The sequence below is a fragment of the Roseovarius sp. BRH_c41 genome (assembly GCF_000961715.1).
Taxonomy (GTDB): domain Bacteria; phylum Pseudomonadota; class Alphaproteobacteria; order Rhodobacterales; family Rhodobacteraceae; genus Roseovarius.
The window spans coordinates 1-21,654 of sequence record NZ_LADY01000013.1 but is presented as its reverse complement, the minus strand read 5'-3'; the positions used below and the strand labels follow the sequence as shown (position 1 = coordinate 21,654).

At 61.4% G+C, this 21,654-nt stretch carries 27 protein-coding genes and 1 pseudogene; 13 read left to right on the top strand and 15 right to left on the bottom strand.

All coding sequences use genetic code 11. The annotated features are described in order from the left end of the window. Positions 1-8: 8 nt before the first annotated feature. From VR71_RS24615 to lgt, 4 genes are all read right to left on the bottom strand, one after another. Entirely contained in the window at positions 9-140 is a 132-nt protein-coding gene (locus tag VR71_RS24615) for a hypothetical protein (protein WP_009816333.1), read from the bottom strand. 243 nt (positions 141-383) lie between these two features. Beyond that, positions 384-1,139 (bottom strand): peptidoglycan editing factor PgeF, encoded by a 756-nt coding sequence (gene pgeF / locus VR71_RS04015; protein ID WP_045681397.1) that lies wholly within the window; start codon positions 1,137-1,139, stop codon positions 384-386. Then, on the bottom strand, positions 1,136-2,197 hold the full coding sequence (locus tag VR71_RS04010; protein WP_045681395.1) for an SAM-dependent methyltransferase: 1,062 nt from the start codon (positions 2,195-2,197) through the stop codon (positions 1,136-1,138). The genes pgeF and VR71_RS04010 overlap by 4 nt, the downstream gene beginning before the upstream one ends. Beyond that, entirely contained in the window at positions 2,184-3,083 is a 900-nt protein-coding gene (lgt, locus tag VR71_RS04005) for a prolipoprotein diacylglyceryl transferase (protein ID WP_045681392.1), read from the bottom strand. Before lgt ends, VR71_RS04010 begins: the two co-directional genes overlap by 14 nt. A 95-nt stretch (positions 3,084-3,178) precedes the next feature. Between lgt and VR71_RS04000 the strand changes: the two genes are divergently transcribed. Further along, positions 3,179-3,415 (top strand): accessory factor UbiK family protein, encoded by a 237-nt coding sequence (locus VR71_RS04000; RefSeq protein WP_009816329.1) that lies wholly within the window; start codon positions 3,179-3,181, stop codon positions 3,413-3,415. Between the two features lie 525 nt (positions 3,416-3,940). Here the strand turns inward: VR71_RS04000 and VR71_RS24610 are convergent. Then, positions 3,941-4,354, bottom strand: a complete 414-nt coding sequence (locus VR71_RS24610; protein WP_296429855.1) for a type II toxin-antitoxin system HicB family antitoxin — start codon at positions 4,352-4,354, stop codon at positions 3,941-3,943. 698 nt (positions 4,355-5,052) lie between these two features. Here VR71_RS24610 and VR71_RS03990 point away from each other — a divergent pair. From VR71_RS03990 to VR71_RS03975, 4 genes are read left to right on the top strand one after another with little or no spacing between them, the layout of a single operon-like run. Then, positions 5,053-5,553 carry a YbjN domain-containing protein gene (locus VR71_RS03990; RefSeq protein WP_009816328.1) on the top strand — a complete coding sequence of 167 codons (501 nt, stop codon included), beginning with the start codon at positions 5,053-5,055 and terminating at the stop codon, positions 5,551-5,553. 42 nt (positions 5,554-5,595) lie between these two features. Then, positions 5,596-6,411 (top strand): pyrroline-5-carboxylate reductase, encoded by an 816-nt coding sequence (gene proC, locus VR71_RS03985; protein WP_045681388.1) that lies wholly within the window; start codon positions 5,596-5,598, stop codon positions 6,409-6,411. Further along, on the top strand, positions 6,404-6,742 hold the full coding sequence (locus tag VR71_RS03980) for a tRNA-binding protein (RefSeq protein ID WP_045681387.1): 339 nt from the start codon (positions 6,404-6,406) through the stop codon (positions 6,740-6,742). The genes proC and VR71_RS03980 overlap by 8 nt, the downstream gene beginning before the upstream one ends. Beyond that, complete coding sequence (locus tag VR71_RS03975; protein WP_045681385.1) at positions 6,739-7,695, top strand: D-glycerate dehydrogenase; 957 nt, start codon at positions 6,739-6,741, stop codon at positions 7,693-7,695. Before VR71_RS03980 ends, VR71_RS03975 begins: the two co-directional genes overlap by 4 nt. A 42-nt stretch (positions 7,696-7,737) precedes the next feature. Here VR71_RS03975 and VR71_RS03970 read toward each other — a convergent pair whose 3' ends face one another. Then, entirely contained in the window at positions 7,738-8,118 is a 381-nt protein-coding gene (locus VR71_RS03970; RefSeq protein ID WP_009816324.1) for a hypothetical protein, read from the bottom strand. A 195-nt stretch (positions 8,119-8,313) separates the two neighbouring features. On the opposite strand from VR71_RS03970, the gene VR71_RS03965 reads away from it, so the two are divergent. Continuing rightward, on the top strand, positions 8,314-8,955 hold the full coding sequence (locus VR71_RS03965) for a hemolysin III family protein (RefSeq protein WP_254656370.1): 642 nt from the start codon (positions 8,314-8,316) through the stop codon (positions 8,953-8,955). 66 nt (positions 8,956-9,021) lie between these two features. Here VR71_RS03965 and VR71_RS03960 read toward each other — a convergent pair whose 3' ends face one another. From VR71_RS03960 to VR71_RS03950, 3 genes are all read right to left on the bottom strand, one after another. Further along, positions 9,022-9,285, bottom strand: a complete 264-nt coding sequence (locus tag VR71_RS03960; RefSeq protein WP_009816322.1) for a DUF6455 family protein — start codon at positions 9,283-9,285, stop codon at positions 9,022-9,024. Positions 9,286-9,348: 63 nt separating this feature from the next. Then, positions 9,349-9,705, bottom strand: coding sequence for a YigZ family protein (locus VR71_RS03955; RefSeq protein WP_009816321.1), 357 nt, complete (start codon positions 9,703-9,705; stop codon positions 9,349-9,351). Continuing rightward, positions 9,705-10,415: a M48 family metallopeptidase gene (locus VR71_RS03950; RefSeq protein ID WP_009816320.1), complete on the bottom strand. Its 711-nt coding sequence runs from the start codon at positions 10,413-10,415 to the stop codon at positions 9,705-9,707. The genes VR71_RS03955 and VR71_RS03950 overlap by 1 nt, the downstream gene beginning before the upstream one ends. A 123-nt stretch (positions 10,416-10,538) precedes the next feature. Here VR71_RS03950 and VR71_RS03945 point away from each other — a divergent pair, with 123 nt between their 5' ends. After that, positions 10,539-10,778 carry a hypothetical protein gene (locus VR71_RS03945; RefSeq protein WP_045681443.1) on the top strand — a complete coding sequence of 80 codons (240 nt, stop codon included), beginning with the start codon at positions 10,539-10,541 and terminating at the stop codon, positions 10,776-10,778. A 4-nt stretch (positions 10,779-10,782) separates the two neighbouring features. Here VR71_RS03945 and meaB read toward each other — a convergent pair whose 3' ends face one another. Continuing rightward, entirely contained in the window at positions 10,783-11,757 is a 975-nt protein-coding gene (gene meaB / locus VR71_RS03940) for a methylmalonyl Co-A mutase-associated GTPase MeaB (protein WP_045681382.1), read from the bottom strand. Between the two features lie 96 nt (positions 11,758-11,853). Between meaB and hrpB the strand changes: the two genes are divergently transcribed. Together hrpB and VR71_RS03930 are read left to right on the top strand one after the other, a co-directional pair. After that, positions 11,854-14,328, top strand: coding sequence for an ATP-dependent helicase HrpB (gene hrpB, locus VR71_RS03935; RefSeq protein WP_296429854.1), 2,475 nt, complete (start codon positions 11,854-11,856; stop codon positions 14,326-14,328). Between the two features lie 69 nt (positions 14,329-14,397). Continuing rightward, positions 14,398-14,859: an NUDIX hydrolase gene (locus tag VR71_RS03930; RefSeq protein WP_009816316.1), complete on the top strand. Its 462-nt coding sequence runs from the start codon at positions 14,398-14,400 to the stop codon at positions 14,857-14,859. Positions 14,860-14,866: 7 nt separating this feature from the next. On the opposite strand, the gene VR71_RS03925 is transcribed toward VR71_RS03930, so the two are convergent. From VR71_RS03925 to VR71_RS03910, 4 genes are read right to left on the bottom strand one after another with little or no spacing between them, the layout of a single operon-like run. Then, the gene (locus VR71_RS03925) at positions 14,867-15,898 is read right to left on the bottom strand and encodes a MaoC family dehydratase (protein ID WP_009816315.1); all 1,032 of its coding nucleotides are present in this window, start codon (positions 15,896-15,898) and stop codon (positions 14,867-14,869) included. A 2-nt stretch (positions 15,899-15,900) separates the two neighbouring features. After that, the gene (locus tag VR71_RS03920; protein WP_045681380.1) at positions 15,901-16,104 is read right to left on the bottom strand and encodes a DUF1737 domain-containing protein; all 204 of its coding nucleotides are present in this window, start codon (positions 16,102-16,104) and stop codon (positions 15,901-15,903) included. A 3-nt stretch (positions 16,105-16,107) separates the two neighbouring features. Continuing rightward, a complete protein-coding gene (locus VR71_RS03915; protein WP_009816313.1) occupies positions 16,108-16,653 on the bottom strand; it encodes an NnrU family protein in 546 nt (181 codons plus the stop codon). A 5-nt stretch (positions 16,654-16,658) separates the two neighbouring features. Next, positions 16,659-17,519, bottom strand: coding sequence for a CoA ester lyase (locus VR71_RS03910; protein ID WP_009816312.1), 861 nt, complete (start codon positions 17,517-17,519; stop codon positions 16,659-16,661). Between the two features lie 210 nt (positions 17,520-17,729). Between VR71_RS03910 and VR71_RS03905 the strand changes: the two genes are divergently transcribed. After that, on the top strand, positions 17,730-18,035 hold the full coding sequence (locus tag VR71_RS03905; RefSeq protein WP_045681377.1) for a hypothetical protein: 306 nt from the start codon (positions 17,730-17,732) through the stop codon (positions 18,033-18,035). On the opposite strand, the gene VR71_RS03900 is transcribed toward VR71_RS03905, so the two are convergent. Continuing rightward, on the bottom strand, positions 18,032-18,778 hold the full coding sequence (locus tag VR71_RS03900) for a sulfite exporter TauE/SafE family protein (RefSeq protein ID WP_009816310.1): 747 nt from the start codon (positions 18,776-18,778) through the stop codon (positions 18,032-18,034). The genes VR71_RS03905 and VR71_RS03900 overlap by 4 nt on opposite strands. Before the next feature lie 158 nt (positions 18,779-18,936). Here VR71_RS03900 and mdh point away from each other — a divergent pair, with 158 nt between their 5' ends. From mdh to VR71_RS03885, 3 genes and pseudogenes are all read left to right on the top strand, one after another. Beyond that, positions 18,937-19,899 carry a malate dehydrogenase gene (gene mdh, locus VR71_RS03895; RefSeq protein ID WP_009816309.1) on the top strand — a complete coding sequence of 321 codons (963 nt, stop codon included), beginning with the start codon at positions 18,937-18,939 and terminating at the stop codon, positions 19,897-19,899. Between the two features lie 224 nt (positions 19,900-20,123). Then, positions 20,124-21,317: an ADP-forming succinate--CoA ligase subunit beta gene (gene sucC, locus VR71_RS03890; protein ID WP_009816308.1), complete on the top strand. Its 1,194-nt coding sequence runs from the start codon at positions 20,124-20,126 to the stop codon at positions 21,315-21,317. Positions 21,318-21,445: 128 nt separating this feature from the next. Then, positions 21,446-21,654: pseudogene (locus tag VR71_RS03885) on the top strand (hypothetical protein); the annotation flags it as partial.

Here is a 21,654-nt window from a genome sequence, read left to right as displayed (position 1 = left end):
CAAACCGTTCAGGCCGTCTTGACCACCTTGGGCAATTCCACGATCCGCACGGCAAGTTTGCGCTGTCCGCGCTGAAAGGGCAGCGCCGTGGCCGCCTCTTTGCTGTGTTTCACAACCGATTTCAACCAACGTGCTTTCATGGCTCCAACCTCTTGCCTCAGGCCCCAATTCGCAGGGCTCATTGTTTCGTTACCAGCAACTATGCCCCGGGTTTGGGGCCAAGATTTGGCGGAAATCGTGAATATTCAGACAAGATCAGGGCACAGGCACAGCCCGAACAAAAACTCAATCCCTTGAATTCTAATAAAACTTTTCAGACGTTCTCGGTTCACTGCCGACAGCGCCAGACTGCGCCCACAATTTCGGCCCGAATCCCGCCCCAATCAGAGGCGGATCACCGAAATCAGCCGACCATAATCCGCCTCACCGGCATGGGTGGTGCGCCGATAGGAATAGAATCGCTCGGGATCGTCATAGGTGCAATGCCGCGTCCATTCCGCCTGCCCGATTCCGGACTGCCGCAACCGATGCAATCCGAATCCCGGCAGATCGAACTGATACCGTCCGCTCTCCCCATTGGCGAAAAACCGGGCATTGTCCGGATCATCCGCCAGAAATTCCTCGATGAACTCCGGTCCGACCTCATAGGCCGCCTGCGAAATCGACGGGCCTATCACGGCCTTGATCCGGCGACGCTCGGCGCCCAGATCCACCATTGCCGCCACCGTGGCCTCCAGCACACCATCAAGCGCCCCGCGCCATCCGGCATGCGCCGCCCCGATCACCCCGTTTGCCACATCGGCAAACAGCACCGGCTGACAATCCGCCGTCAGCACCGCCAGCGCCACGCCCGGCACATCCGTCACCATCGCATCGGCGCGCGGACGCGTGTCCAAGGGCCCCGTGACCGTCACCACATCCGGCGAATGCACCTGATGCACGGTGATCAGATGATCCGGGGAGATCCCCATCGCCTCGGCCACCCGCGTCCGGTTGATCTGCACGATCTCGGATTGATCCGACGATCCCGGCCCGCAATTGAGCCCCGAGAACACGCCCGATGACGCGCCGCCCCGCCGGGTAAAAAAACCGTGGCGCAGCGGCGCCAAACTGTCAGCGGTCAGTATCTCTAGCGTCATGGTTCCAATCCGGATGGTGGTGTGGTCCCCTCGGGATAGAGACCCAGCACTTTGAAGAGCGTCCCCATTTCCTCCGCCCCGGTCAAGCGCTGATATGCCGCCAGATGCGTTTCCAACGCTTGCCCGCTCAGATTGCGCGCAAGAGCCTGTGCTCGCGCTCCAATCCCCAACCGCTCCAGAAACACCCCCTGCGGTGTCAGCCGGGTGTAGACCGCCGGGCTTGCCGCCCGCGCCAGCGCCTCGAAATCCACATGCGCGGTCAGGTCCGCCAGTCCCGGCGTTGCCAGCGGATCAACCGGCGCATGGCCCTTGACCGCCTGAAACGTATCGCCCAGCGATTGCCAATCGCCATAATCCACGATCAGCGCGGCACCGCCATGCCTCGCGATCCGCGCGCCGATCTCAGCCGCCACAGCTTCACCGGGCCCGCAGGTCTCGACGACATCGCCCTCGCGCGTCTCCGCCAGCCGCTCCACCAGCGCAGACGGTGCCACCGGCCCACTCAGCCCCAGCGCCAAGCGGTCGTCGCTCAGCCCCACAATCCGCTCTCTCCAACCATCCCCGGACCGCTGAAACTGCCGGATCGGCAGCGCATCGAAAAACTCGTTCGCCAGTAGGTAAAGCGGCGCCTCCGGCAGGCTCTCAACCCGCTCATGCCAGATCACATCGCCCACAATCGCCCGGCGCTGCGCCGCGCGCAACACCGCCGATCCCTCGATCAGATGCACCTCCGCCGCGTCGCGAAATCCCGGCACGCGCTGTGTCGCGCGCAGCACATCCGCCATCAGCGTCCCACGCCCCGGCCCCAGTTCGGCCAGCAGGAACCGCGCGGGCCGCCCTTGATCCAGCCAGACCTGTGCAAGGCACAGCCCCAGCAATTCGCCAAACATCTGGCTGATCTCTGGCGCGGTGACAAAATCGCCGCCCGCCCCGAACGGATCACGCGTCGCGTAATAGCCAAACTCGGGATGCATCAGGCACGCGGCCATGTAATCCGCCACGCTCATCGGCCCCGCCTCGGCGATCCGCGCGCGCAACTGTGCCTCAAGCCCGCTCATGTCCCCCCGCACGCCGCGCCCAGAGCACCATGCCAATCCCAAAGGCCACCATCGGCAGCGACAATAGCTGCCCCATGGTCAGACCAATCTCGCCCATCTGCACCGCCCAGCCCAGCGGATTGCCCGCACTCACGAATTGCGCATCCGGCTGGCGCACGAACTCCACCATGAACCGCGCCACACCATAGCCTGCGAAAAACAGCCCCGTCAGCGTGCCGGGCACCCTCAGCGCGCCGCGCCGCCAGCCCAGCCACAACAGCACCGCGCCAAGGATCAACCCCTCCAGAGCCGCCTCGTATAGCTGCGAGGGATGCCGCGCACAAAGCCCCACAACCCCGGCACAGTCCTGCGCCGCCGCCCCCGGAAAGACCACGCCCCAAGGCAGGTCCGTCGCCCGCCCCCAAAGCTCGCCGTTGATGAAATTCGCGATCCGCCCCAGCAGCAATCCCACCGGCGTCACCATGCAGAGCGCATCCGCCACCGACAGCCACGCAATGCCCTGACGCCAGGAAAACACCACCACCGCCAGTACCACACCCATCAGCCCGCCGTGAAACGCCATCCCGCCTTGCCAGACCGCTAGAATCTCGCCCGGATTGGCCAGATAATAGCCCGGCTGATAAAACAGCACATAGCCCAGCCGCCCGCCCAAGATGACGCCCAGAATGACCCAAGTGAGCAGATCCTCGACCTGTTCGGGCCGCATCGGCGCGACACCTCCCGGCCAGAGGCCCGGTCGCTTCACGCTCGCCACCACCAACCGCCAGCCGATCACGATTCCCGCGATATAGGCCAGCGCATACCAACGCAGCGCAAAGTCGATGCCAAAGAGCGAAATCGAGAAGATCTCGGGCGCGATGTCGGGAAAGGGGATCATGGCTTGCATAGGCGCCTGTCTGCCTCTGCCATCAGGCCAAGTCAACCTTGTGATCTGGCCCGCCCGACACATATAAGAGAGCAGATGCAACGCCGGAGAAACCGATGCAAACCCGTAACAAAGTGCTCGACGACCTCAGCCAGTTGATGACCAATGCCATGGGCGTCGCCCAGGGCGCGCGGACCGAGGCCGAGACCGCCATGAAATCCCTGATCGACCGCTGGCTCGCCGACCGCGATTTCGTAACGCGCGAGGAATTCGACGCCGTGCGCGCCATGGCCCAAAAGGCCCGCGAAGAAAACGAAGCCCTGAAGGCGCGCATCGAGGCGCTGGAGAAGTAAGCAGAGCCCAGCGCACCAAACCAAGCCCGTAGGGTGTGTGCCAACCCACCAAACCCTCACGCCGACCAAACTCCACGCCGCGCGGTCGCCGGGCCGCGGTCTGGCGAGGCAACCTCTGTGGCTGCCGCTTTATGCCGCCAAATCACCGGCCTGTTGTATAAAACACGCCAACATTCTAACTGCATAAATTCCCCATCTGAATCATAATGTTGGCATGTTGGGCAAAACGATAGATAACGCGCTTCTGGCGCTGCAACAGCAGATCATTCAAGGGGCGGAAAAGGTTTGAGACACGTCGAAGCGCGGCTAAAGGCGCGCGGTGTTGCTTTGCCTCGCCACCGTCAACCAATCCAAGACGTCTTCGGGTGGGGTCTGGTGCGTGTCACGTTTTGAAGTCGCGCCACAGGGCATTGTGGCCCATATGCACCGTGTGCGGCTGGGAGTAGCTCACAAGTGGGCCGATAAAGTGACGCGTCATCTCCGATAAAGGGCGGGGTTTGTAAGGCCCGAAGTACGGTTGTCGTTCTAGTGCGCTACTTTTGGCCGGGAGCGATAAATTCTTGCATCCGCACTCTCAAACAATGGCAAGTTCTTTTCCCAACTGTTTGATATTCCATCAACGGCTTCTTCAAGAGCTTTTTCAAGCTCTGCGATGCGTCCATCCGCTTCTTCCATATAGGACATCATGGCCTTAAGCGCCCTGAGCAACGATTTCCGTTGCTCTGACGCGCGTTCAATTGATACTCCCGGCTTCGGTAGATCAATTCCACGCGCCTTTTGATGCTCTATCCATTCGATCATTGCTTGCTGTGTGTTGGCGAGCGCTTCATCCCTGCTTTCGCCGTCCGACATACAGCCTTGAAGATCAGGCACCAAGCCTACAAACCCTCCTCCATCTTCATCGGCAAGTGGAAGAATGATGATCACATACTCATTCATTTGAATCTTCCTCAATTTCACAATGCGCTGCGATGTAGCTCACAAACTTGCGAACGTATACAGCCTTAATTGGTCGGTTTGATGGCACAGTCAATATACCTTCAAGATGCTTACTCGTCACCTTGTAGTGACTTCCCCCACCGCTAGGCGGATCACAGCTTATCCCTACATATGCGCAAACCTTTTCAAAATCGCTGATTTTCCAATCAGCCTTTGAATTGTTCTGCATTCTCTCTAGTATCTTTTTAGCACTTGCCACTATGCACCAAAATTTTCTTTCCGGTAAAGTGTCCGAACGCTTCCCTCAAAGTCAAGCTGCCCGCGGCCAATACCCTTTCAAATTCCGGTCGACAGTGCCATCCATCGCATTCGACACCATATTGCATGCCCGTTCGATATTGAAAGCAGCGGTTGCCTACAAGCTATGCGGCATGGTTGGCACCCACCACCGCTCTCCCGTACGCTCAAACCGCACACCCGTACGTCCCCCCAATCCCCTCCCCTGTCGCCTTCTCTTGCGGCAGCTATCATTCCATCCACAAGATATTGCCTCTCCCCCCAACAAATAGCTTTACAGGCTGCCCGAAACCCCGCACCATATCTGGTATGGGCGAGGGGAATGGCCCCCGTCCGTAGAGCAGGCACCTAGCGCTAGGGGTGCAACGCCACCCCCGCGCTACAGCAAATGAGGCGGCGCCATGGCACTTTCAGAGCAGTTCTTGCAGGACGATATCCATCCCATTGATATCGTTGAACATATTGCCGAGCATCACGAGTGGGAGTTCGACCGCATCGGCGATGACCAGATCGCCATGGCCGTCGAGGCGCAATGGCGCACCTATTCCCTGACCCTCGCCTGGTCCGGATATGACGAAACCCTGCGTCTGGTGTGCACCTTCGACATGGACCCGCCCGCCGACAAGCTCCCCGTTCTCTTTGAAATCCTCAATGAAATCAATGATGAATGCTGGACCGGCGCCTTTACTTGGTGGGCCGAGCAGAAACTGATGGTCTATCGTTACGGCCTCGTCCTCGCCGGTGCTCAGGTCGCCAGCCCCGAGCAGATCGACACCATGCTGCATGCCGCCGTTGCCAATGCCGAGCGGTATTACCCCGCCCTGCAACTCGCGATCTGGGGTGACCAATCCCCCCGCGACGCCATGCAAGTCGCCATTGCAGAGGCCTACGGGCGCGCGTAACACTGTCCCCGCGATTGCACTCACAGACGCGGGGATACCACCATGAACATGGACAATCTGGCCCAAAAAGGCCTTGTTTTATTGGGCTGCGGCAAGATGGGCAGCGCCATGTTGCAAGGTTGGCTGGCGGGTGGGCTGCCGCCCGCATCGGTCTGGGTGATGGATCCCAACCCCTCCGACTGGCTGCGCGGCACCGGCGTGCATCTCAACACCGACCTGCCCGCCAGCCCCGCCATCACCCTTGTCGCGGTCAAGCCGCAGATGATGGGCGCGGCCCTCCCCAGCCTCGCCGCCATGGGCAATGGCACCACGCTGTTCATCTCTGTCGCCGCCGGCACGCCGATTGCCGCCTTCGAGTCCGTCTTGGGCGCGCAGACCCCGATCATCCGCGCCATGCCCAACACCCCCGCTGCCGTGGCGCGCGGCATCACCGCTATCATCGGCAATGCCAATGCCAATGCCGCCCATCTCGATCTGGCCGAGGCGCTCTTGCGCGCGGTGGGTCAGGTGGTGCGGCTCGACCATGAGGACCAGATGGACGCTGTGACCGGCCTTTCTGGCTCTGGCCCCGCCTATGTGTTCCACATGATCGAATGCATGGCGCAGGCGGGCGAGGCGCAGGGCCTCTCGCCCACCCTCGCCATGCAACTGGCTCAGGCCACCGTCGCCGGTGCGGGCGCCTTGGCCGAGGCCGCAGACGAAACCCCGGCGCAGTTGCGCCAGAACGTCACCAGCCCCAATGGCACCACGCAGGCGGGGCTGGAGGTGCTGATGCACCCTGAGACGGGCCTGCCGCCCCTGATGCTGAAAACCGTGGCGGCCGCCACCGACCGCTCCAAGGCACTGCGCAATGGCTGAAATCACCTTTGACGACTTTCTCGCCGTGGACATCCGCGTCGGCCGCGTGACCCGCGCCGAACCCTATCCCGAGGCCCGCAAACCCGCGATCAAGCTCTGGGTCGATTTCGGCCCCGAACTTGGCGAAAAGAAATCGAGCGCCCAGATCACCACCCATTACACACCTGAGACCCTGATCGGACGTCAGGTGCTGGCCGTGGTCAATTTTCCGCCCCGCCAGATTGGCAAGTTCCTGTCAGAAATCCTCGTGCTGGGGCTGAGCGATAGCAATGGCGATATCGTTCTGATACGCCCCGACCAAGACATTCCCATCGGAGAAAAACTGCATTGAAACGGATCCTTCTGACCCGCCCCATGCCGGACCGCGTGCTCGACGCCGCCCGCAGCCATTTTGAAGTCGAGACCCGCGACGACAACACCCCGCTCAAGCCGGGGCAGATGCGCGGCGCACTGGCGCTCTACGATGGCATCCTGCCGACGCTGGGCGACATGTTTCAGGCCGATGTCTTTACCGAGGCCGAGAATTCGCGTTGTCGCATCCTCGCCAATTTCGGTGTGGGCTATAACCATATCGACGTGGCCGCCGCCCGCGCTGTGGGTATCGCCGTGACCAACACACCCGGTGCCGTGACGGATGCCACCGCCGATATCGCGATGACCCTGCTCCTCATGACCGCACGCCGCGCAGGCGAAGGCGACCGTTTGGTGCGCACGGGCAAATGGCCGGGCTGGAATCCCACACAGATGCTGGGGATGCATGTCACCGGCAAGACGGTGGGCATCATCGGCATGGGCCGCATTGGTCAGGCAATTGCCCGGCGCTGCCATTTCGGCTTTGGCATGCAGGTCGTCTATCACAACCGCTCGCCCAAACCGCTCGATTTCGACGCCCGCCAGCTTGGCTCGATCGAGGCCGTGGCCGCCGAGGCGGATTTCCTCGTCGTCGCCGTCCCCGGCGGGGCCGAGACCCGGCACCTGCTCAATACCGCCGTGTTCGAGGCCATGCGACCGACCGCGCATTTCATCAATATCGCCCGCGGCGATGTGGTGGATGAGGCGGCGCTGGTCGCCGCTCTGCAACAGGGCCGCATCGCCGGGGCCGGACTCGATGTCTACGAGCGTGAACCGATTGTGCCGGATGCGCTCAAGGCACTGGAAAACGTCGCGCTCCTGCCGCATTTGGGCACCGCAGCCCTCGAAGTGCGCGAGGCGATGGGGTTGATGGCGGTCGAGAACCTACGCGCCTTCTTTGCCGGGGAAACCCCAGCCAATCTGGTGAACTGACTTTGAAAAAGGTGGCTCGTGCTCCTGTCAGAGCGCGGGCGCTTACTCGATCTGCCGCCCGCTCAGCACCTCGAAGGGCTCGAGCCGGTCGCCATTGATCCACGCATAGCCGCCTGCATCGGTGCGCACCATGGCATAGGGCGTCCAGCCGGTGCTGCGCCACCAGCTTTCATAGTCGTTCGTTTCGGCACTCACGCGCCATTGGCCATCGTCACGGCGGCCATCGCCGAGCATATAGACCGTGCGGCCATCGGCCTCAAAGAACTGCCGATAGTCGGTGCCGGACCAATTCCCGACAATGGTGTTGCCAGACAACAACGCGGTGATTTCGGCGGCGCTCATCTGCGCGGTTTGCGCGGTGACCGGCCAGCCAAGGGTGAGCATTCCGGCGCTCACAAAACCCAGAACAAGACGGCGATTCATGATCACACTCCTTTGTTGCAGCGCATACTATCGCAAATCCTGCGGTGGGGTGCGACTCGATTCTTTTTTTCGCTGCGCCGGGATTGCCGCAACGTCACCCTCAAAACGCCACGAAATTCTGCAGACTCCAACCATATCGTGAGACAGCTCATAGAAAAATTAATACACTTCTGCCAAACAGACCGGATGATTGACATGTCCTATCCCGCCTATTCCCGCGCCGAACGTCTTGCTGACGGGGCGGTGCATATTGTCGGCCTGCTGGCGGCGCTCACCGGTGTGGGCGTGCTCTTTGCCATGTGGGCGCTGCGCATGGATGGGGTCACGCTGGCTTCGACCATCGTCTATTCCGGCGCGCTCTTGTTGATGCTGGGCGCCTCTGCGGCCTATCATCTCTATGCCCATACCGCCGCCCGGCCCATCCTGCGTCGCCTTGATCACGCCGCGATCTATGTGAAAATCGCGGGCACCTTCACGCCGCTCAGCGTGCTTTTGGGCACCGCCTTTGGCTATGTCGTTCTTGCGTTGGTGTGGCTGCTCGCGATCTTTGGTGCCGTGACCAAGATCAGGGCCAAACCCGGCCAGATGCCGACCGGCTGGATGCCCTATGTGGCGCTTGGATGGATCGGGGTGGCGCTCTTTATCCCGCTCACTCCGATTCTGCCGGGTCACAGCCTCGGGCTTCTTCTGGCGGGCGGTCTGCTCTACACCTTCGGTGTCGTGTTCTACGCGTGGGAGAGCTTGCGCTTTTCGAATGCCATCTGGCATCTCTTCGTGGCTCTGGCCACGGCGTGTTTCTTCTTCGGGATTGCCTCTGCGCTCGGCGCACGCCTCTGAGTCATCGGCACGCGCACCGCGTGCGTACAAAAGCCGCGTACGTTTGGTACATCCTGTACCTTCCGGTCAGGCGTGTTTGCCCGCGATCAGCAAATCAAAAACGTTGCTGTTCCGACAGTAATCCGGGGTCGCCGTCGCAACCTTGTTCTCTTCCAACCAATGGCCACAAGCCTCGGGATTTGAACAGCCGGTGCAGGCCAGAACCACATCGCTCAAGGCCTCCATCGTCAGATGGCCTTCCATGATTTTCTGTTCTAAATCAACGCCCAAGCTGCTGGCCATCTGATCCACCAACTGCGCGTGACGTTTCAAGGTCGTCGTGCTTTGCATGCCAATTCCCCTTTGCTGCCACGCCAGTTTGCCTTCGAAAGCCACGCCGCACCTTGACCTAGATCAATCCGGGCTCTCCTCCAAATAGGCACGCACGCAGTCCTGCACATGGCGAAACCGGTCACCACCCAGCTTTTTCCCGCCATACCAACGGGTTACGACAACAAGATGATCGCGCAAATCGGCGCGTTCCAGCATGCGCAGGATCACCTGCCCTGCGCCAGCCTCGCCATCATCGCCCTTCAGCGGGGTGCCGTCTCTGAGCAAAACAGCCCAGGTGTTATGCGTGGCGCGGGCAAATTTCTTGTCTTTTTTCAACAACTTGAGGAATTCATCCACGGCGTCCCGGTCGCAGGCCACCCCGCCCGAGACCGCATAGCTCGATCCCCGGTCACTGACGACACCCTTCAACTGCCGCATTACAGCCCGGCCGCCACCCGCCGCACGGTTTCAATCCGCTGCGCATTCGGCGGATGCGTCCCAAGAAAGCGGTTCCCTGGATCAGGAATTTGTGTAAAGTATTCAGCACCTTTGACCGGATTGTAACCGGCTCGATGGGTGATGATCGTGCCCAATCCATCCGCCTCCAATTCAAAATTCTTGGAGTAACTCCGCGCACCAACCCCGGCCCCAATGTCGACCGCCTGATCCACCATGGTCTGACTGGCGCCCGTGATCGCCGCCAATCCCCCCAACAGGATTGCTCCCGCCGCAGCATTCTGTTGCTGACGCGGAATATGCCCCGAGATGTGGTGTGCCGCCTCGTGCCCCATGACAAAGGCCAGTTCGTCACGATTGCGCACCTGTGCAATCAGCGGTAGCGTAAAGGCCAGAATGGGCTGACCGCTCTTATCCAAAGTCTGATAGGCATTCGGTGGTTGCCCCGGTCGGTCATCCACAACGATCCGGAAGTCGCAGTTCTGACCGGGTGCCCGGGCGCGGCACTCCCGCTCTGCAACAGGCTCAACCCGTTGAACAACCGAAATAAATTGATCCACCTGCGCCCGCGTCGGGGTTGTCGCCACTGGCCGCGATGTGCCTTGCGGTGCCGGGCGGCTGACAGGCCCCTGTTCCACAACCTCGACGCAACCGACGAGCGCCAGAAGACCAAAAACAGACATCCACCGCATCACAACACCCCTGCCAGTTCCAAGATCAGGGCCCAACCTATCAGGGTTTTGCGACACTTACAGCCCTTTTGCATCCAGACTCCTCCCCCTTGCAAAGACCCGCCAACGCAGTACTCTATGGATATGTTTTCCATCGAACACGAGTTTGACTCCACCGTGATAACCCTCGTCGATGAGGGTACTGCGCCCTTGGGCGAAGATGTGATAATAAATGCGTTTGAAGAATGTGTGACCATCGAGCAATATGATCCGCGCACGGACGGCATGCAAAAGATCACCCTGTCCATGGCCCAATTGAGAGACCTCAGAGCGGCGCTTGATCTGCCTGAAGGGGTTTACATTCAACCCCCTGAAAGCAAATGAAAATCTAACCTTTGACTTGGCTCAGAACCGCGGCCGCAGCCACCGTTGGCGTGACATCTCCCGCCGCGACGCGCGCGGCGTACTCCTGCATCGCAGCTTTGGCAGCCGGTGTTTCCAGTTGCGCCAAGAGACCCTGACGCACCTCCTGTGCGAACCAATAGCGCGCCTGCTCCGCCCGGCGCCCGTCGAAATGCCCGGTCTCGCGCCGCCACTCCACCAGCGCGGTCATCTCGTCCCATGCCCTTTGCAGACCTTCATCCTGTAGGGCCGAAACCGTCATCGCCTTGGGATAGCCGTCGGGATCTTGAGGCCGCTTGCGCAGAAGGCGTAAAGCGCCTGCATAATCCGAACAGGTCCGCAGCGCCGCCAGTTTGAGATCGCCATCAGCCTTGTTCACCAGAATGAGATCGGCCATTTCCATGATGCCGCGCTTGACGCCCTGCAACTCGTCCCCGCCCGCTGGGGCCAACAAAAGCACAAAGATATCAGACATTTCCGCGACCACAGTCTCGGATTGACCCACCCCAACCGTCTCGATCAACACCACGTCAAACCCAGCCGCCTCGCAGAGCGCCACCGCCTCGCGCGTGCGGCGTGCCACGCCGCCCAGATGGCTCTGGCTGGGGGAGGGGCGGATAAAGGCCGCCGGATCGCGGCTCAGCCGCTCCATCCGCGTCTTGTCGCCGAGGATCGAGCCGCCAGAGCGCGCCGAGGATGGATCAACCGCCAGCACCGCCACCCGCAGACCCCGTCCGGTCAGCATCATACCGAAACTCTCGATGAAGGTGGATTTTCCCACCCCCGGCGTGCCCGAGAGGCCGATGCGCACCGCTTGCTTGCCGACACGCTTCAACACTTCCATCAGATCCGCAGCCTGAGCGCGGTGATCGGGTCTCGCACTCTCGATCAAGGTGATCGCCCGCGCCAACGCCCGCCGGTCGCCCGCGATGATCTTGTCTGCGATGTCCGCAATATCCATGCGCTGCCCTTCTTGTCCTCGCGTGCCTTCATGCCTTGGCCCGACGGGCCTTGTCCAGAGCCGAGAGACCTCAACCCTCTGGCCAAGCCTGCGCCGATGCCCGATAACGCGGGCATGACGCCCGCATTACCCATCCATGATGCCATTCCGGCCCTGCTTGACGCGTTGCGCTCCCGTCGCCGCGCGGTCCTTCAGGCCCCGCCCGGTGCGGGCAAGACCACGGTCGTGCCGCTCGAGATGTTGCAGGCCGGACTGACTGACCAACGTATCCTGATGCTCGAGCCGCGTCGCCTTGCGGCCCGCGCCGCAGCCGAGCGGATGGCGCAGAGCCTTGGGCAAAACCCCGGTGAAACCGTCGGTTACAGGGTACGCGGCGAGGCGCGTGTGGGGGAGCAAACCCGCATTGAGGTGGTGACAGAGGGGATATTGACCCGCATGATCCAATCCGATCCCGAGTTGCGCGGCGTGGGTGCGGTGATCTTTGATGAATTTCACGAACGCTCGCTCAATGCCGATCTGGGGCTGGCTCTCTGTCTCGAGGTCGCGGGCGCGCTCCGCGACGATCTGATCCTGTTGGTCATGTCCGCCACACTCGATGCCGCGCCGGTTGCGCATCTGATGGGCGACGCCCCCATGATCACCTCGCAGGGGCGCACCTATCCGGTTGAAATCCGCTGGCGCGACCGTCCCCGGTCCAAGACACACCGCTTTGAAGAGGCATTGGCCGATCTTGTGGCAGAGGCCACAGCAGAGACGACGGGCGGCATCCTGGTCTTTCTTCCCGGCGAGGGAGAGATTCGCCGAGTTGAAGCCCTGTTGCGTCCAGGTCTGCCCGGGGACTGCCACCTGCGCCCGCTCTTCGGCGCGATGGAGTTTGCCGCTCAGCGCGCCGCCATCGCCCCGATGGAGCAAGGTCGCAAGGTTGTCTTGGCCACGGCCATCGCCGAGACGTCTCTCACGATCGAAGACATTCGTGTCGTGGTTGACGGGGGCCGGTCCCGTCGGGCACGGTTTGATCCGGGCTCTGGCATGTCACGGTTGGTGACAGAGCCGGTGACCCGTGCCGAGGCGACGCAGCGCGCCGGTCGTGCAGGCCGTGTGGCCGAGGGACGCTGCTATCGGCTCTGGACCAAGGGCGAAGAGGGTGCTTTGCAAGCCTTTCCCCCAGCCGAGATTGAGGCGGCGGATCTGGCCGGTCTGGCGCTGGAACTGGCGCTCTGGGGGGCCGCGCCAGAGGATGTGCCGCTCCTCACACCGCCCAATCCCGGTGCCTATGTCGAGGCTCAGACGCTCTTGCGACACCTGGGCGCTCTGGATGTCGCTGGCCGGATCACCGCGCACGGCAAGACGCTTGCGGCCCTGCCATTGCACCCGCGTCTGGCGCATATGCTGGCATGGGCTGGCCCAAAGGCGGCGTTGATGGCTGCCCTCTTGGCCGAACGCGACCCGCTGGGGCGTGGTGCGCCTGTGGACTTGGCGCTCCGGCTGGCTGCCCTGCGTGATCTTCGCGGGTATGAGGCCCGGCAGTCGCACCCGGTCCACCGTGGCACGTTGGAGCGGATCAAGGTTGAAGCCCGGCGACTGGCATCTCAATCCAGGACTTCACCTGATGCCGAGATGAGTGACGCCGAATGTGCAGCACTTGCCTATCCCGACCGGATTGGCCTGCGCCGCAAGGGCGATGAGCCGCGCTATGTGCTGTCAGGTGGCAAAGGCGCGATCCTGCCAGATGGGGATCCCATGGGACAAGCGCGCCTGATCGTGGCAACCGATCTGGATGGCAACCCGCGCGAGGCACGCGTCCGGCAAGCCCTTACAATTTCCGAAGCCGAGGTTCGCGGGCTATTTGCCGATCGCATCACGTGGCAAGATGTCTGTTTTTGGGACAAACGCGAGCGGCGCGTTGTGGCGCGCGCCCAAGAAAGACTGGGCGCGCTAATTCTGGATGACCGCCATTGGAAAGACGCACCCGAGGATACCATCGCACGCGCCATGCTGGACGGGGTGCGTGATCTGGGACTGTCGTGGTCCGACCCGGCGCGCAGGTTCGTTGCGCGCGTTCAATTGCTGCGCGATGGCGGAGAGACACTCCCGGACATGTCAGAGACAGCGCTGATGGACAGTCTGGAGGACTGGCTCCTGCCCTATCTGACTGGGGTTCGGGCCGCCCAAGACTGGAAACGGTTTGACATGCTCAACGCTCTGCGGGCGCGTCTGAGCTGGGACGAGATGCAGATGCTTGACCACGCAGCCCCGGCACAGTTCACCACACCCCTCGGGCGCAATATCCCGATAGATTACAGCGGCGAGCATCCCGAGATCACCCTGCGTTTGCAGGAAATGTTTGGCCAGACAACCCATCCCATGGTGGGGCGGACACCCTTGCGCGTGACGCTGCTATCGCCGGGAAATCGCCCGGTGCAAACGACTCTGGACATTCCCGGCTTCTGGGCCAGTTCCTATGCGGATGTGCGCAAGGACATGCGCGGCCGCTATCCCCGGCATCCCTGGCCCGAAGATCCAACCCAAGCGGACCCCACATTACGTGCCAAGCCTCGCAACAACGCGTGATTTGAATTTTGCGACATTCAGTCCTATGTATAGTGCTAGAATAATTTTGCCCGAGCAGAGCAAATCATAATGAGCCAAGTCTTTCCTCAGACCGCGCCCGGCGCGGTCATCTTTCCTCCGATTCCACCCAATATGCAGGTGGCGGCCCTATGCTGGCGCAAGCACAAGGGGCGCAAGGAAGTCTTGCTGATCACGAGCCGTGACACAGGACGTTGGGTCGTGCCCAAGGGCTGGCCGATCACCGGGCTCACAGCAGCGCAATCCGCCTTGCAAGAGGCTTGGGAAGAGGCAGGCGTGCTTGCCGATGCGGACAAGGCGCGCTACGTCGGACGGTTCGCGTATGACAAGGGATTGACCAGCGGCACGGCACTGCCGGTCGAGGCGGACCTATTCAAGATCCGCCTGCGCAAAGGCGAAATGAAGGACACCTTTCCCGAGGTGCGAGAGCGGCGGCGCATCTGGGTGACTCCGCGCAAAGCGGCCAAGTTGGTGGATGAACCTGACTTGCAGGAAATCTTGCGCAAGTTCTGATGCCCGCCTATGTCGGCATCAGAACCCAGTAATCCAGATCCAAGAGGACATGCGGCAAGTATTTGCTGTCCGGCCCCCGCAGCGTAAACGGCGCGCCGCCCTTCGTGGCGACCAAGCGTAACCTCAGCGCACCGACCCCCGGCGCGGATGTTTCCGCACGATCCAAAACCTCGGACCACGCCCGCACGGTGTCGCCCGCAAAGCAGGGGTTGGCGTGGCTGCCAGCATTTATTCCCACAATCATCTGCGCATTGGCCAGACCGTTGAACGACAGCGCCCGCGCCATCGAGATCACATGCCCACCATAAATGAGCCGCTTGCCATCGGCACGCGGCGTGGCGTCGAAATGTGTCTTGGAGGTGTTCTGCCAGAGGCGCGTGGCCATCATATGCTCGGCCTCCTCAATCGTCACGCCGTCCACATGGTCAATCTGCTCGCCAATCTCGTAATCGCCACAACGATGTGGCTCTCCGGCGAGGGTGAAATCGTAATGTGTGAAATCGAGCCCCGCAGGAATGATGAGGTCGCCCGCCGCCACGCAGGCGGCAGTATCCGGGACGTGATCTGCGGCGGCGGGCGCCGCTTCATCCCGCTTGCGCACCATGACCCAGCGGACGAATTCCATCACCGGCAGGTCGTGTTGGTTAAACCCGGTGGTGCGGACATAGACCACCCCGGTCTTGCCCGAGGAGTTTTGCTTGAGCCCGATCACCTCGGACTGCGCGCGCAGCGTGTCGCCAGCATAGACCGGACGCAGCCACCGTGCCTCGGCATAGCCCAGATTGGCCACGGCATTGAGCGAGATGTCGGGCACAGATTTGCCGAACACGATATGAAACGCCGCCAGATCGTCAATCGGGCTCGCAGGCAGGCCGCAGACATGGGCGAATTCATCCGACGAATAGATTGCGTGCCGCGCCGGATAGAGCGCGTGATAGAGCGCGCGCTCGCCCCCCGACACGGTGCGCGGCACCGCATGGGGTATCACCTGCCCGATGCTGTAATCCTCGAAAAACCGGCCCGGATTGGTCTTGGCCATGCTCACTGCTCTCCAAGTTTCGTGTCGGCCGAGTAGCTGCCGTCTTTTTCTTTCACCACGGCCTGACCGCACCGCATCACGCCATTGGCCGCGTCAAAGGCATAGGTGGGATCGCCGTATAGCTCCCATCCCTTGTTGAGCGCAGCCGTGACCTTGTGGCAAAACTCCGACGTGTCGTCGGCGCTGAGAAATCGGTAGAGTTTCATGGTTCACCCCGGAAACGGCCAGACACCCAGCCAGTTGTGAATAAAGGTTATCGTCAGGAACATCACCACGGTGATCACCACCAGCACGATATCCCGTTTCGCCTCGCCCGGCGCGGGTCGGACCCAATCCTCGGCCCTGTTGATCATCACCACCTCAACCACGGCCCACACCAGCAGCCCGCCGAACAGCACGAGCGAGGCCAGATCGCCATTGACCAACAAATGCGCCACCGCCCAGACCTTGACCGCCGTCAATTGCGGATGACGCATCGCACCACGCAACCGCCCCTTGGTCGCGCTCATGCCATAGAGAAACACCGCGCCCAGCATCATCAGGTTGTTGATATGCACTGTCCAGCTTGGCGGATACCAGACATTGATGACCTCTGCCTGCCGATAGCCGATGACCATCAGCACCAGACCCGCCAGAATGCCAAGCGCTGCAAGCCCTTTGCCCGCGTTCCCCATCCTTGCGCGCAGATCGGGCACCGCCCGTTTGAACAGATGCGCCGCGATCCAGAGGATCAGTCCGAGGATGAGATAAACCATGGGTGCTACTCCGCTGCCATTTCCCGTATCGCCTGTGCCTTGGCGAGGATGCGCTGTGCCGACACCGCGTGCAAATTCTCGACGATCTGCCCGTCCACCACGGCAATCCCCTGACCCGAGGCACGGCTTTCTTCATAGGCTGCGATCTGCCGTTGAGCCAGTTCAATTTCGGAATTGGTCGGGGCAAAGGCGGTGTTGGCGATTTCAAGCTGTGCGGGATGGATCAGAGTCTTGCCGTCAAACCCAAGATCACGCCCCTGTTCACATTCGAACTTGAGCCCGTCGCCATCACGAAAGCGATTGTAAACCCCATCCACCGCCACGATCCGTGCCGCACGCGCCGCCATCACGATCATCTGCAACCCGGTCCAGAGCGGCATCCGGTCGGCGCGCACCCGGCAGCCCAGATCCTTGATCAGGTCGTTGGTGCCCGCCACCAGCCCCGTCACTTGCCGGTGCGCCGCGATTTCTCGGGCGTTGAAAACGCTGACAGGCGTTTCCATCATCGTCCAGACAGGCAGATCCGACCCGATCACGTCTGACAGATTGTCAATATCCGAGGGCGTATTGACCTTGGGCAAGAGGATCGCATCAGCCCCCGCATCGCGCAAGGCGCGGGCATCCTCCAGCCCCCATTCGGTGGTCAACGCGTTGATCCGAACAATCTTGAACCGATAGCCATACCCCCCCTGCCGCAGGGCATCCACCAGCGTGGCGCGAGCCTCAGCCTTGGCATCCGGCGCCACCGCATCTTCAAGATCAAAGATGATTGCATCGGTGGGCAGGTCGCGTGCCTTCTCCAACGCGCGCTCCTTTGAGCCGGGGATGTAAAGCACCGAACGGTAGGGATGCATGCTGCTGTCCATGGGTCTGCCCTCTTTGGATTCTATCTGCGGTAATAATCTTGCGCAGGCATGGCACTTTTCGGTGGAAATTTTCAAGAGATTTCTCGCCGCGACGCAGCGGTGGACCAGAGTCTGCGGTCCGGGCGCGTTCATTAACCACCTGTTCATCTCTCTTTCGGCATGATCGGTCGCGCGACGGCCGGGGGGCCAACCCAAGAGAAAGGGTGACTGATGATCAAAGCAGTGATGGCCGTTCTGAGCGCAATAGCGCTGACGAGTGCCCCGGCGCAGGCGCAATCGGGGGCCTGCGCCCCGCGCGACATGGTGGTGCAGCGGTTGGCCGATGCCTATGGCGAGACGCGGCAATCCATGGGGCTTGGGGCCAACAACATGGTGGTCGAGGTCTTTGCCTCGGACACGTCCGGCAGTTGGACCATCACCGTGACAGGCAGCGACGGCATCAGCTGTCTGATGGCCAGCGGACAGGCCTATGAGGCCACCACCAAAACCGACCCCAAACCAGGCAAGGGTGCTTAAAACAGCCCGTCCCAGATCAGCTTGATCCCCGTCAGGGTCAGCAACACATAGGTCACCGCAAAGAACGCGCGTTCCGGCATGATCCGGTGCGCGCGCACGCCAATCCACGCCCCCAAGAGGGCAAAAGGGGCGAGGACCAGGTCGATCATCAGCGTCTGCTGCGTGAAGAGGCCCAGCATCCCATAGGGCACTGCCTTGACGATGTTGAAGACGAAAAACATCAGCACGGTGGTCGCCTGATAGCGCGTCTTGTCCAGCCCCCGCGATAGGAGGTAAACCGCCGCAGGCGGCCCGCCTGCATGGCTGACAAAGCTGGTGAACCCCGCAACGAGACCCGCAAACAGGCCAACCCATCCCGGGAGCGGAGACTTCCCCCGACGCATCACGCGCGCTCTCAGCACAGCCTGCCACAGCACGAAGGCCAACGCGATGCCCCCGATCAACAGCCGCAACAGATCCGCATCGGCCATCCGGTAGAACGCCATGCCAAGACCAATCCCAGGCAGTCCGCCGAGGATCAACATCGTCACTTCGACCCTGCCCCATTGCCGCCAATAGGGACGCAAAGTGGCGATATCAATCAGCATCAGGATCGGTAGCATGATCCCAAGAGCCACACCGGGCGGAACGAAAAGCGCCAGAATCGCCGCCCCTGCAAATGACGCGCCCGAGCCGAAACCGCCCTTGGACACTCCGGCCAAGAGGGCCGCGAACACGCCGACTGCAATCACGTCGCCTGTCATCCGTTTGATCCCTAACCCCTGACTCTGCTTGCACTTTCACGGTATACGACCGCATCCCGCTGTCACGCCGAAAATCCGCCGCAGCGCAGCACCCTTGCAAGAGCGCAGAATTCGGACTACGCCCAAGCGCAACTTTTCAACCGACGGAGAATGATCCAATGGCCAGACCCAAGATTGCGCTGATCGGCGCCGGACAGATTGGCGGCACCCTCGCCCATCTCGCCGCGCTGAAGGAACTGGGCGATATCGTCCTGTTCGACATCGCCGAAGGCACCCCCGAGGGCAAGGCTCTCGATATCGCGGAATCCGGCCCGTCCGAAGGGTTCGACGCCGCGCTCCGGGGCACGCAATCCTATGCCGATATCGCGGGGGCCGATGTCTGCATCGTCACCGCAGGCGTCCCGCGCAAACCCGGCATGAGCCGCGATGATCTCTTGGGGATCAACCTCAAGGTCATGAAATCGGTGGGCGAAGGCATCGCCGCCCATGCCCCCGACGCGTTCGTCATCTGCATCACCAACCCGCTCGATGCGATGGTCTGGGCGTTGCAAAAATTCTCTGGGCTGCCTGCACACAAGGTCTGCGGCATGGCCGGCGTGCTGGATTCTGCCCGTTTCCGCCACTTCCTCAGCGTCGAATTCAATGTCTCGATGAAGGATGTCACCGCCTTCGTTCTGGGCGGGCATGGCGACACGATGGTGCCTTCGGTGCGCTATTCGACCGTCGCGGGCATCCCCTTGCCTGACCTGATCGAGATGGGCTGGACCACGCAAGAGAAACTTGACGCCATCGTGCAGCGCACCCGTGATGGCGGCGCCGAGATCGTCGGTCTCTTGAAGACCGGCTCCGCCTTCTACGCACCCGCCACCTCTGCCATCGAAATGGCCGAGGCCTATCTCAAGGATCAAAAGCGGGTTCTGCCCTGTGCGGCCTATTGCGACGGCGAATTCGGACTCAAGGACATGTATGTCGGCGTGCCTACTGTGATTGGCGCGGGCGGGATCGAGCGGATCGTCAACATCAAGCTCAACAAGGACGAGCAGGACATGTTCGACAAATCGGTCGATGCGGTCAAAGGTCTGGTCAAGGCCTGCAAGGACATCGACCCTTCGCTGGTCTGATCACCTGAGATCAACGTGTTTGGGTCAGGGCTGGCATGCGTCAGCCCTGATTCTTTTTGACCCCGGCACATACCGAATTTCCGATTTGTGATCACACGATTTATCCGTGTGATCACAAAATGACGATTTTCACCCTAAAAGCTGCCAAACAACAAAAAACGGTTTATTACGTCACTCAATCTATGCCTATACCTGTCCCAATCGCAGCAAAACGGGACAGTTTGATGAATATCCATGAGTATCAGGCGAAGGCCCTGCTTCGCTCTTACGGCGCCCCGGTGTCGGATGGCCGCGTGGTTCTGCGCGCTGAAGAGGCAAAAACAGCCGCAAGCGCACTTGATGGCCCGCTCTGGGTGGTCAAAGCGCAGATCCACGCTGGTGGGCGCGGCAAGGGCAAATTCAAAGAGGCGGGCGCCGGCGAGGCCGGTGGCGTTCGTCTGGCCCGTTCCGTGGAAGAGGCCGCCGAAGAGGCCAAGCGCATGCTGGGCCGCACGCTGGTGACCAAGCAGACCGGCGCGGCGGGCAAGCAAGTCAACCGTATCTATATCGAAGATGGTTCTGGCATTCAGACCGAGATGTATCTGGCGCTTCTGGTGGACCGTCAGACCAGCCGCGTGTCCTTTGTCTGCTCGACCGAGGGCGGCATGGATATCGAAGAGGTCGCCGAAAAGACCCCGGAAAAGATCCTGTCGTTCAGCGTCGATCCCGCGACCGGCTATCAACCATTCCATGGCCGCCGCATCGCCTTCAACCTTGGCCTCACCGGCGGGCAGATCAAGCAATGCGTCGCGTTGATGGGCACGCTCTACAAGCTCTTCGTTGAAAAAGACATGGAGATGCTGGAGATCAACCCACTGATCGTGTCGGACAAGGGCGATCTGAAATGTCTCGATGCCAAAATGGGGTTCGACTCGAACGCCATTTACCGGCACGCGGACATTGCCGAACTCCGCGACACGACCGAAGAAGACCCCAAGGAACTGGAAGCGTCGAAATACGACCTCAACTACATCGCGCTGGATGGCGAGATTGGTTGTATGGTCAATGGCGCGGGTCTGGCGATGGCCACCATGGACATCATCAAACTTTACGGCGCCGAGCCTGCCAATTTCCTCGACGTGGGCGGCGGGGCGACCAAGGAAAAGGTCACCGAGGCTTTCAAGATCATCACCTCTGATCCGCAGGTCAAAGGCATCCTCGTCAACATCTTCGGCGGCATCATGCGCTGCGATGTGATCGCCGAGGGCGTGGTGGCGGCCGTCAAGGAAGTCGGCCTCAAGGTGCCGCTCGTCGTCCGTCTCGAAGGCACCAACGTCGAAAAGGGCAAGGAGATCATCAACACCTCCGGCCTCGACGTCATCGCCGCCGACGACCTCAAGGACGGTGCGCAAAAGATCGTCAAGGCCGTCAAAGGGTGAGCGCCGGTCCGGGGCCTTTGCCCCGGCAAACGCTCCGGTGGAGCGTTTGAGGCGCGAACGGGCGGAGCCCCGGATCATCCGACCATACCATAACGCGGCCCCGCCGCAGAACTCAGGAGCCAAACAAAATGGCAGTCCTCGTCGACAAACATACCCGCGTGATCTGTCAGGGCCTTACCGGCTCGCAGGGCACATTTCACTCCGAACAGGCCATCGCTTACGGCACCCAGATGGTCGGCGGCGTCACCCCCGGCAAGGGCGGCACGACGCATCTCGACCTGCCGGTCTTCAACTCGGTGCATGAGGCCAAACATGTGACAGAGGCCAATGCCTCCGT

Coding starts and splice junctions, on each gene's coding strand:
- VR71_RS03920 (WP_045681380.1), bottom strand. CDS start 16,104: ATGAAACTCTACCGATTTCTCAGCGCCGACGACACGTCGGAGTTTTGC.
- VR71_RS24615 (WP_009816333.1), bottom strand. CDS start 140: ATGAAAGCACGTTGGTTGAAATCGGTTGTGAAACACAGCAAAGAGGCG.
- VR71_RS03955 (WP_009816321.1), bottom strand. CDS start 9,705: ATGCGGCAGTTGAAGGGTGTCGTCAGTGACCGGGGATCGAGCTATGCG.
- VR71_RS03905 (WP_045681377.1), top strand. CDS start 17,730: ATGATCAAAGCAGTGATGGCCGTTCTGAGCGCAATAGCGCTGACGAGT.
- meaB (WP_045681382.1), bottom strand. CDS start 11,757: ATGGATATTGCGGACATCGCAGACAAGATCATCGCGGGCGACCGGCGG.
- hrpB (WP_296429854.1), top strand. CDS start 11,854: ATGCCCGATAACGCGGGCATGACGCCCGCATTACCCATCCATGATGCC.
- VR71_RS24610 (WP_296429855.1), bottom strand. CDS start 4,354: ATGAATGAGTATGTGATCATCATTCTTCCACTTGCCGATGAAGATGGA.
- lgt (WP_045681392.1), bottom strand. CDS start 3,083: ATGCAAGCCATGATCCCCTTTCCCGACATCGCGCCCGAGATCTTCTCG.
- VR71_RS03970 (WP_009816324.1), bottom strand. CDS start 8,118: ATGAATCGCCGTCTTGTTCTGGGTTTTGTGAGCGCCGGAATGCTCACC.
- VR71_RS04000 (WP_009816329.1), top strand. CDS start 3,179: ATGCAAACCCGTAACAAAGTGCTCGACGACCTCAGCCAGTTGATGACC.
- VR71_RS03990 (WP_009816328.1), top strand. CDS start 5,053: ATGGCACTTTCAGAGCAGTTCTTGCAGGACGATATCCATCCCATTGAT.
- proC (WP_045681388.1), top strand. CDS start 5,596: ATGAACATGGACAATCTGGCCCAAAAAGGCCTTGTTTTATTGGGCTGC.
- VR71_RS03960 (WP_009816322.1), bottom strand. CDS start 9,285: ATGCAAAGCACGACGACCTTGAAACGTCACGCGCAGTTGGTGGATCAG.
- VR71_RS03980 (WP_045681387.1), top strand. CDS start 6,404: ATGGCTGAAATCACCTTTGACGACTTTCTCGCCGTGGACATCCGCGTC.
- VR71_RS03925 (WP_009816315.1), bottom strand. CDS start 15,898: ATGGCCAAGACCAATCCGGGCCGGTTTTTCGAGGATTACAGCATCGGG.
- VR71_RS03945 (WP_045681443.1), top strand. CDS start 10,539: ATGTTTTCCATCGAACACGAGTTTGACTCCACCGTGATAACCCTCGTC.
- VR71_RS03900 (WP_009816310.1), bottom strand. CDS start 18,778: ATGACAGGCGACGTGATTGCAGTCGGCGTGTTCGCGGCCCTCTTGGCC.
- mdh (WP_009816309.1), top strand. CDS start 18,937: ATGGCCAGACCCAAGATTGCGCTGATCGGCGCCGGACAGATTGGCGGC.
- VR71_RS04010 (WP_045681395.1), bottom strand. CDS start 2,197: ATGAGCGGGCTTGAGGCACAGTTGCGCGCGCGGATCGCCGAGGCGGGG.
- VR71_RS03915 (WP_009816313.1), bottom strand. CDS start 16,653: ATGGTTTATCTCATCCTCGGACTGATCCTCTGGATCGCGGCGCATCTG.
- VR71_RS03950 (WP_009816320.1), bottom strand. CDS start 10,415: ATGCGGTGGATGTCTGTTTTTGGTCTTCTGGCGCTCGTCGGTTGCGTC.
- sucC (WP_009816308.1), top strand. CDS start 20,124: ATGAATATCCATGAGTATCAGGCGAAGGCCCTGCTTCGCTCTTACGGC.
- VR71_RS03930 (WP_009816316.1), top strand. CDS start 14,398: ATGAGCCAAGTCTTTCCTCAGACCGCGCCCGGCGCGGTCATCTTTCCT.
- VR71_RS03965 (WP_254656370.1), top strand. CDS start 8,314: ATGTCCTATCCCGCCTATTCCCGCGCCGAACGTCTTGCTGACGGGGCG.
- pgeF (WP_045681397.1), bottom strand. CDS start 1,139: ATGACGCTAGAGATACTGACCGCTGACAGTTTGGCGCCGCTGCGCCAC.
- VR71_RS03910 (WP_009816312.1), bottom strand. CDS start 17,519: ATGGACAGCAGCATGCATCCCTACCGTTCGGTGCTTTACATCCCCGGC.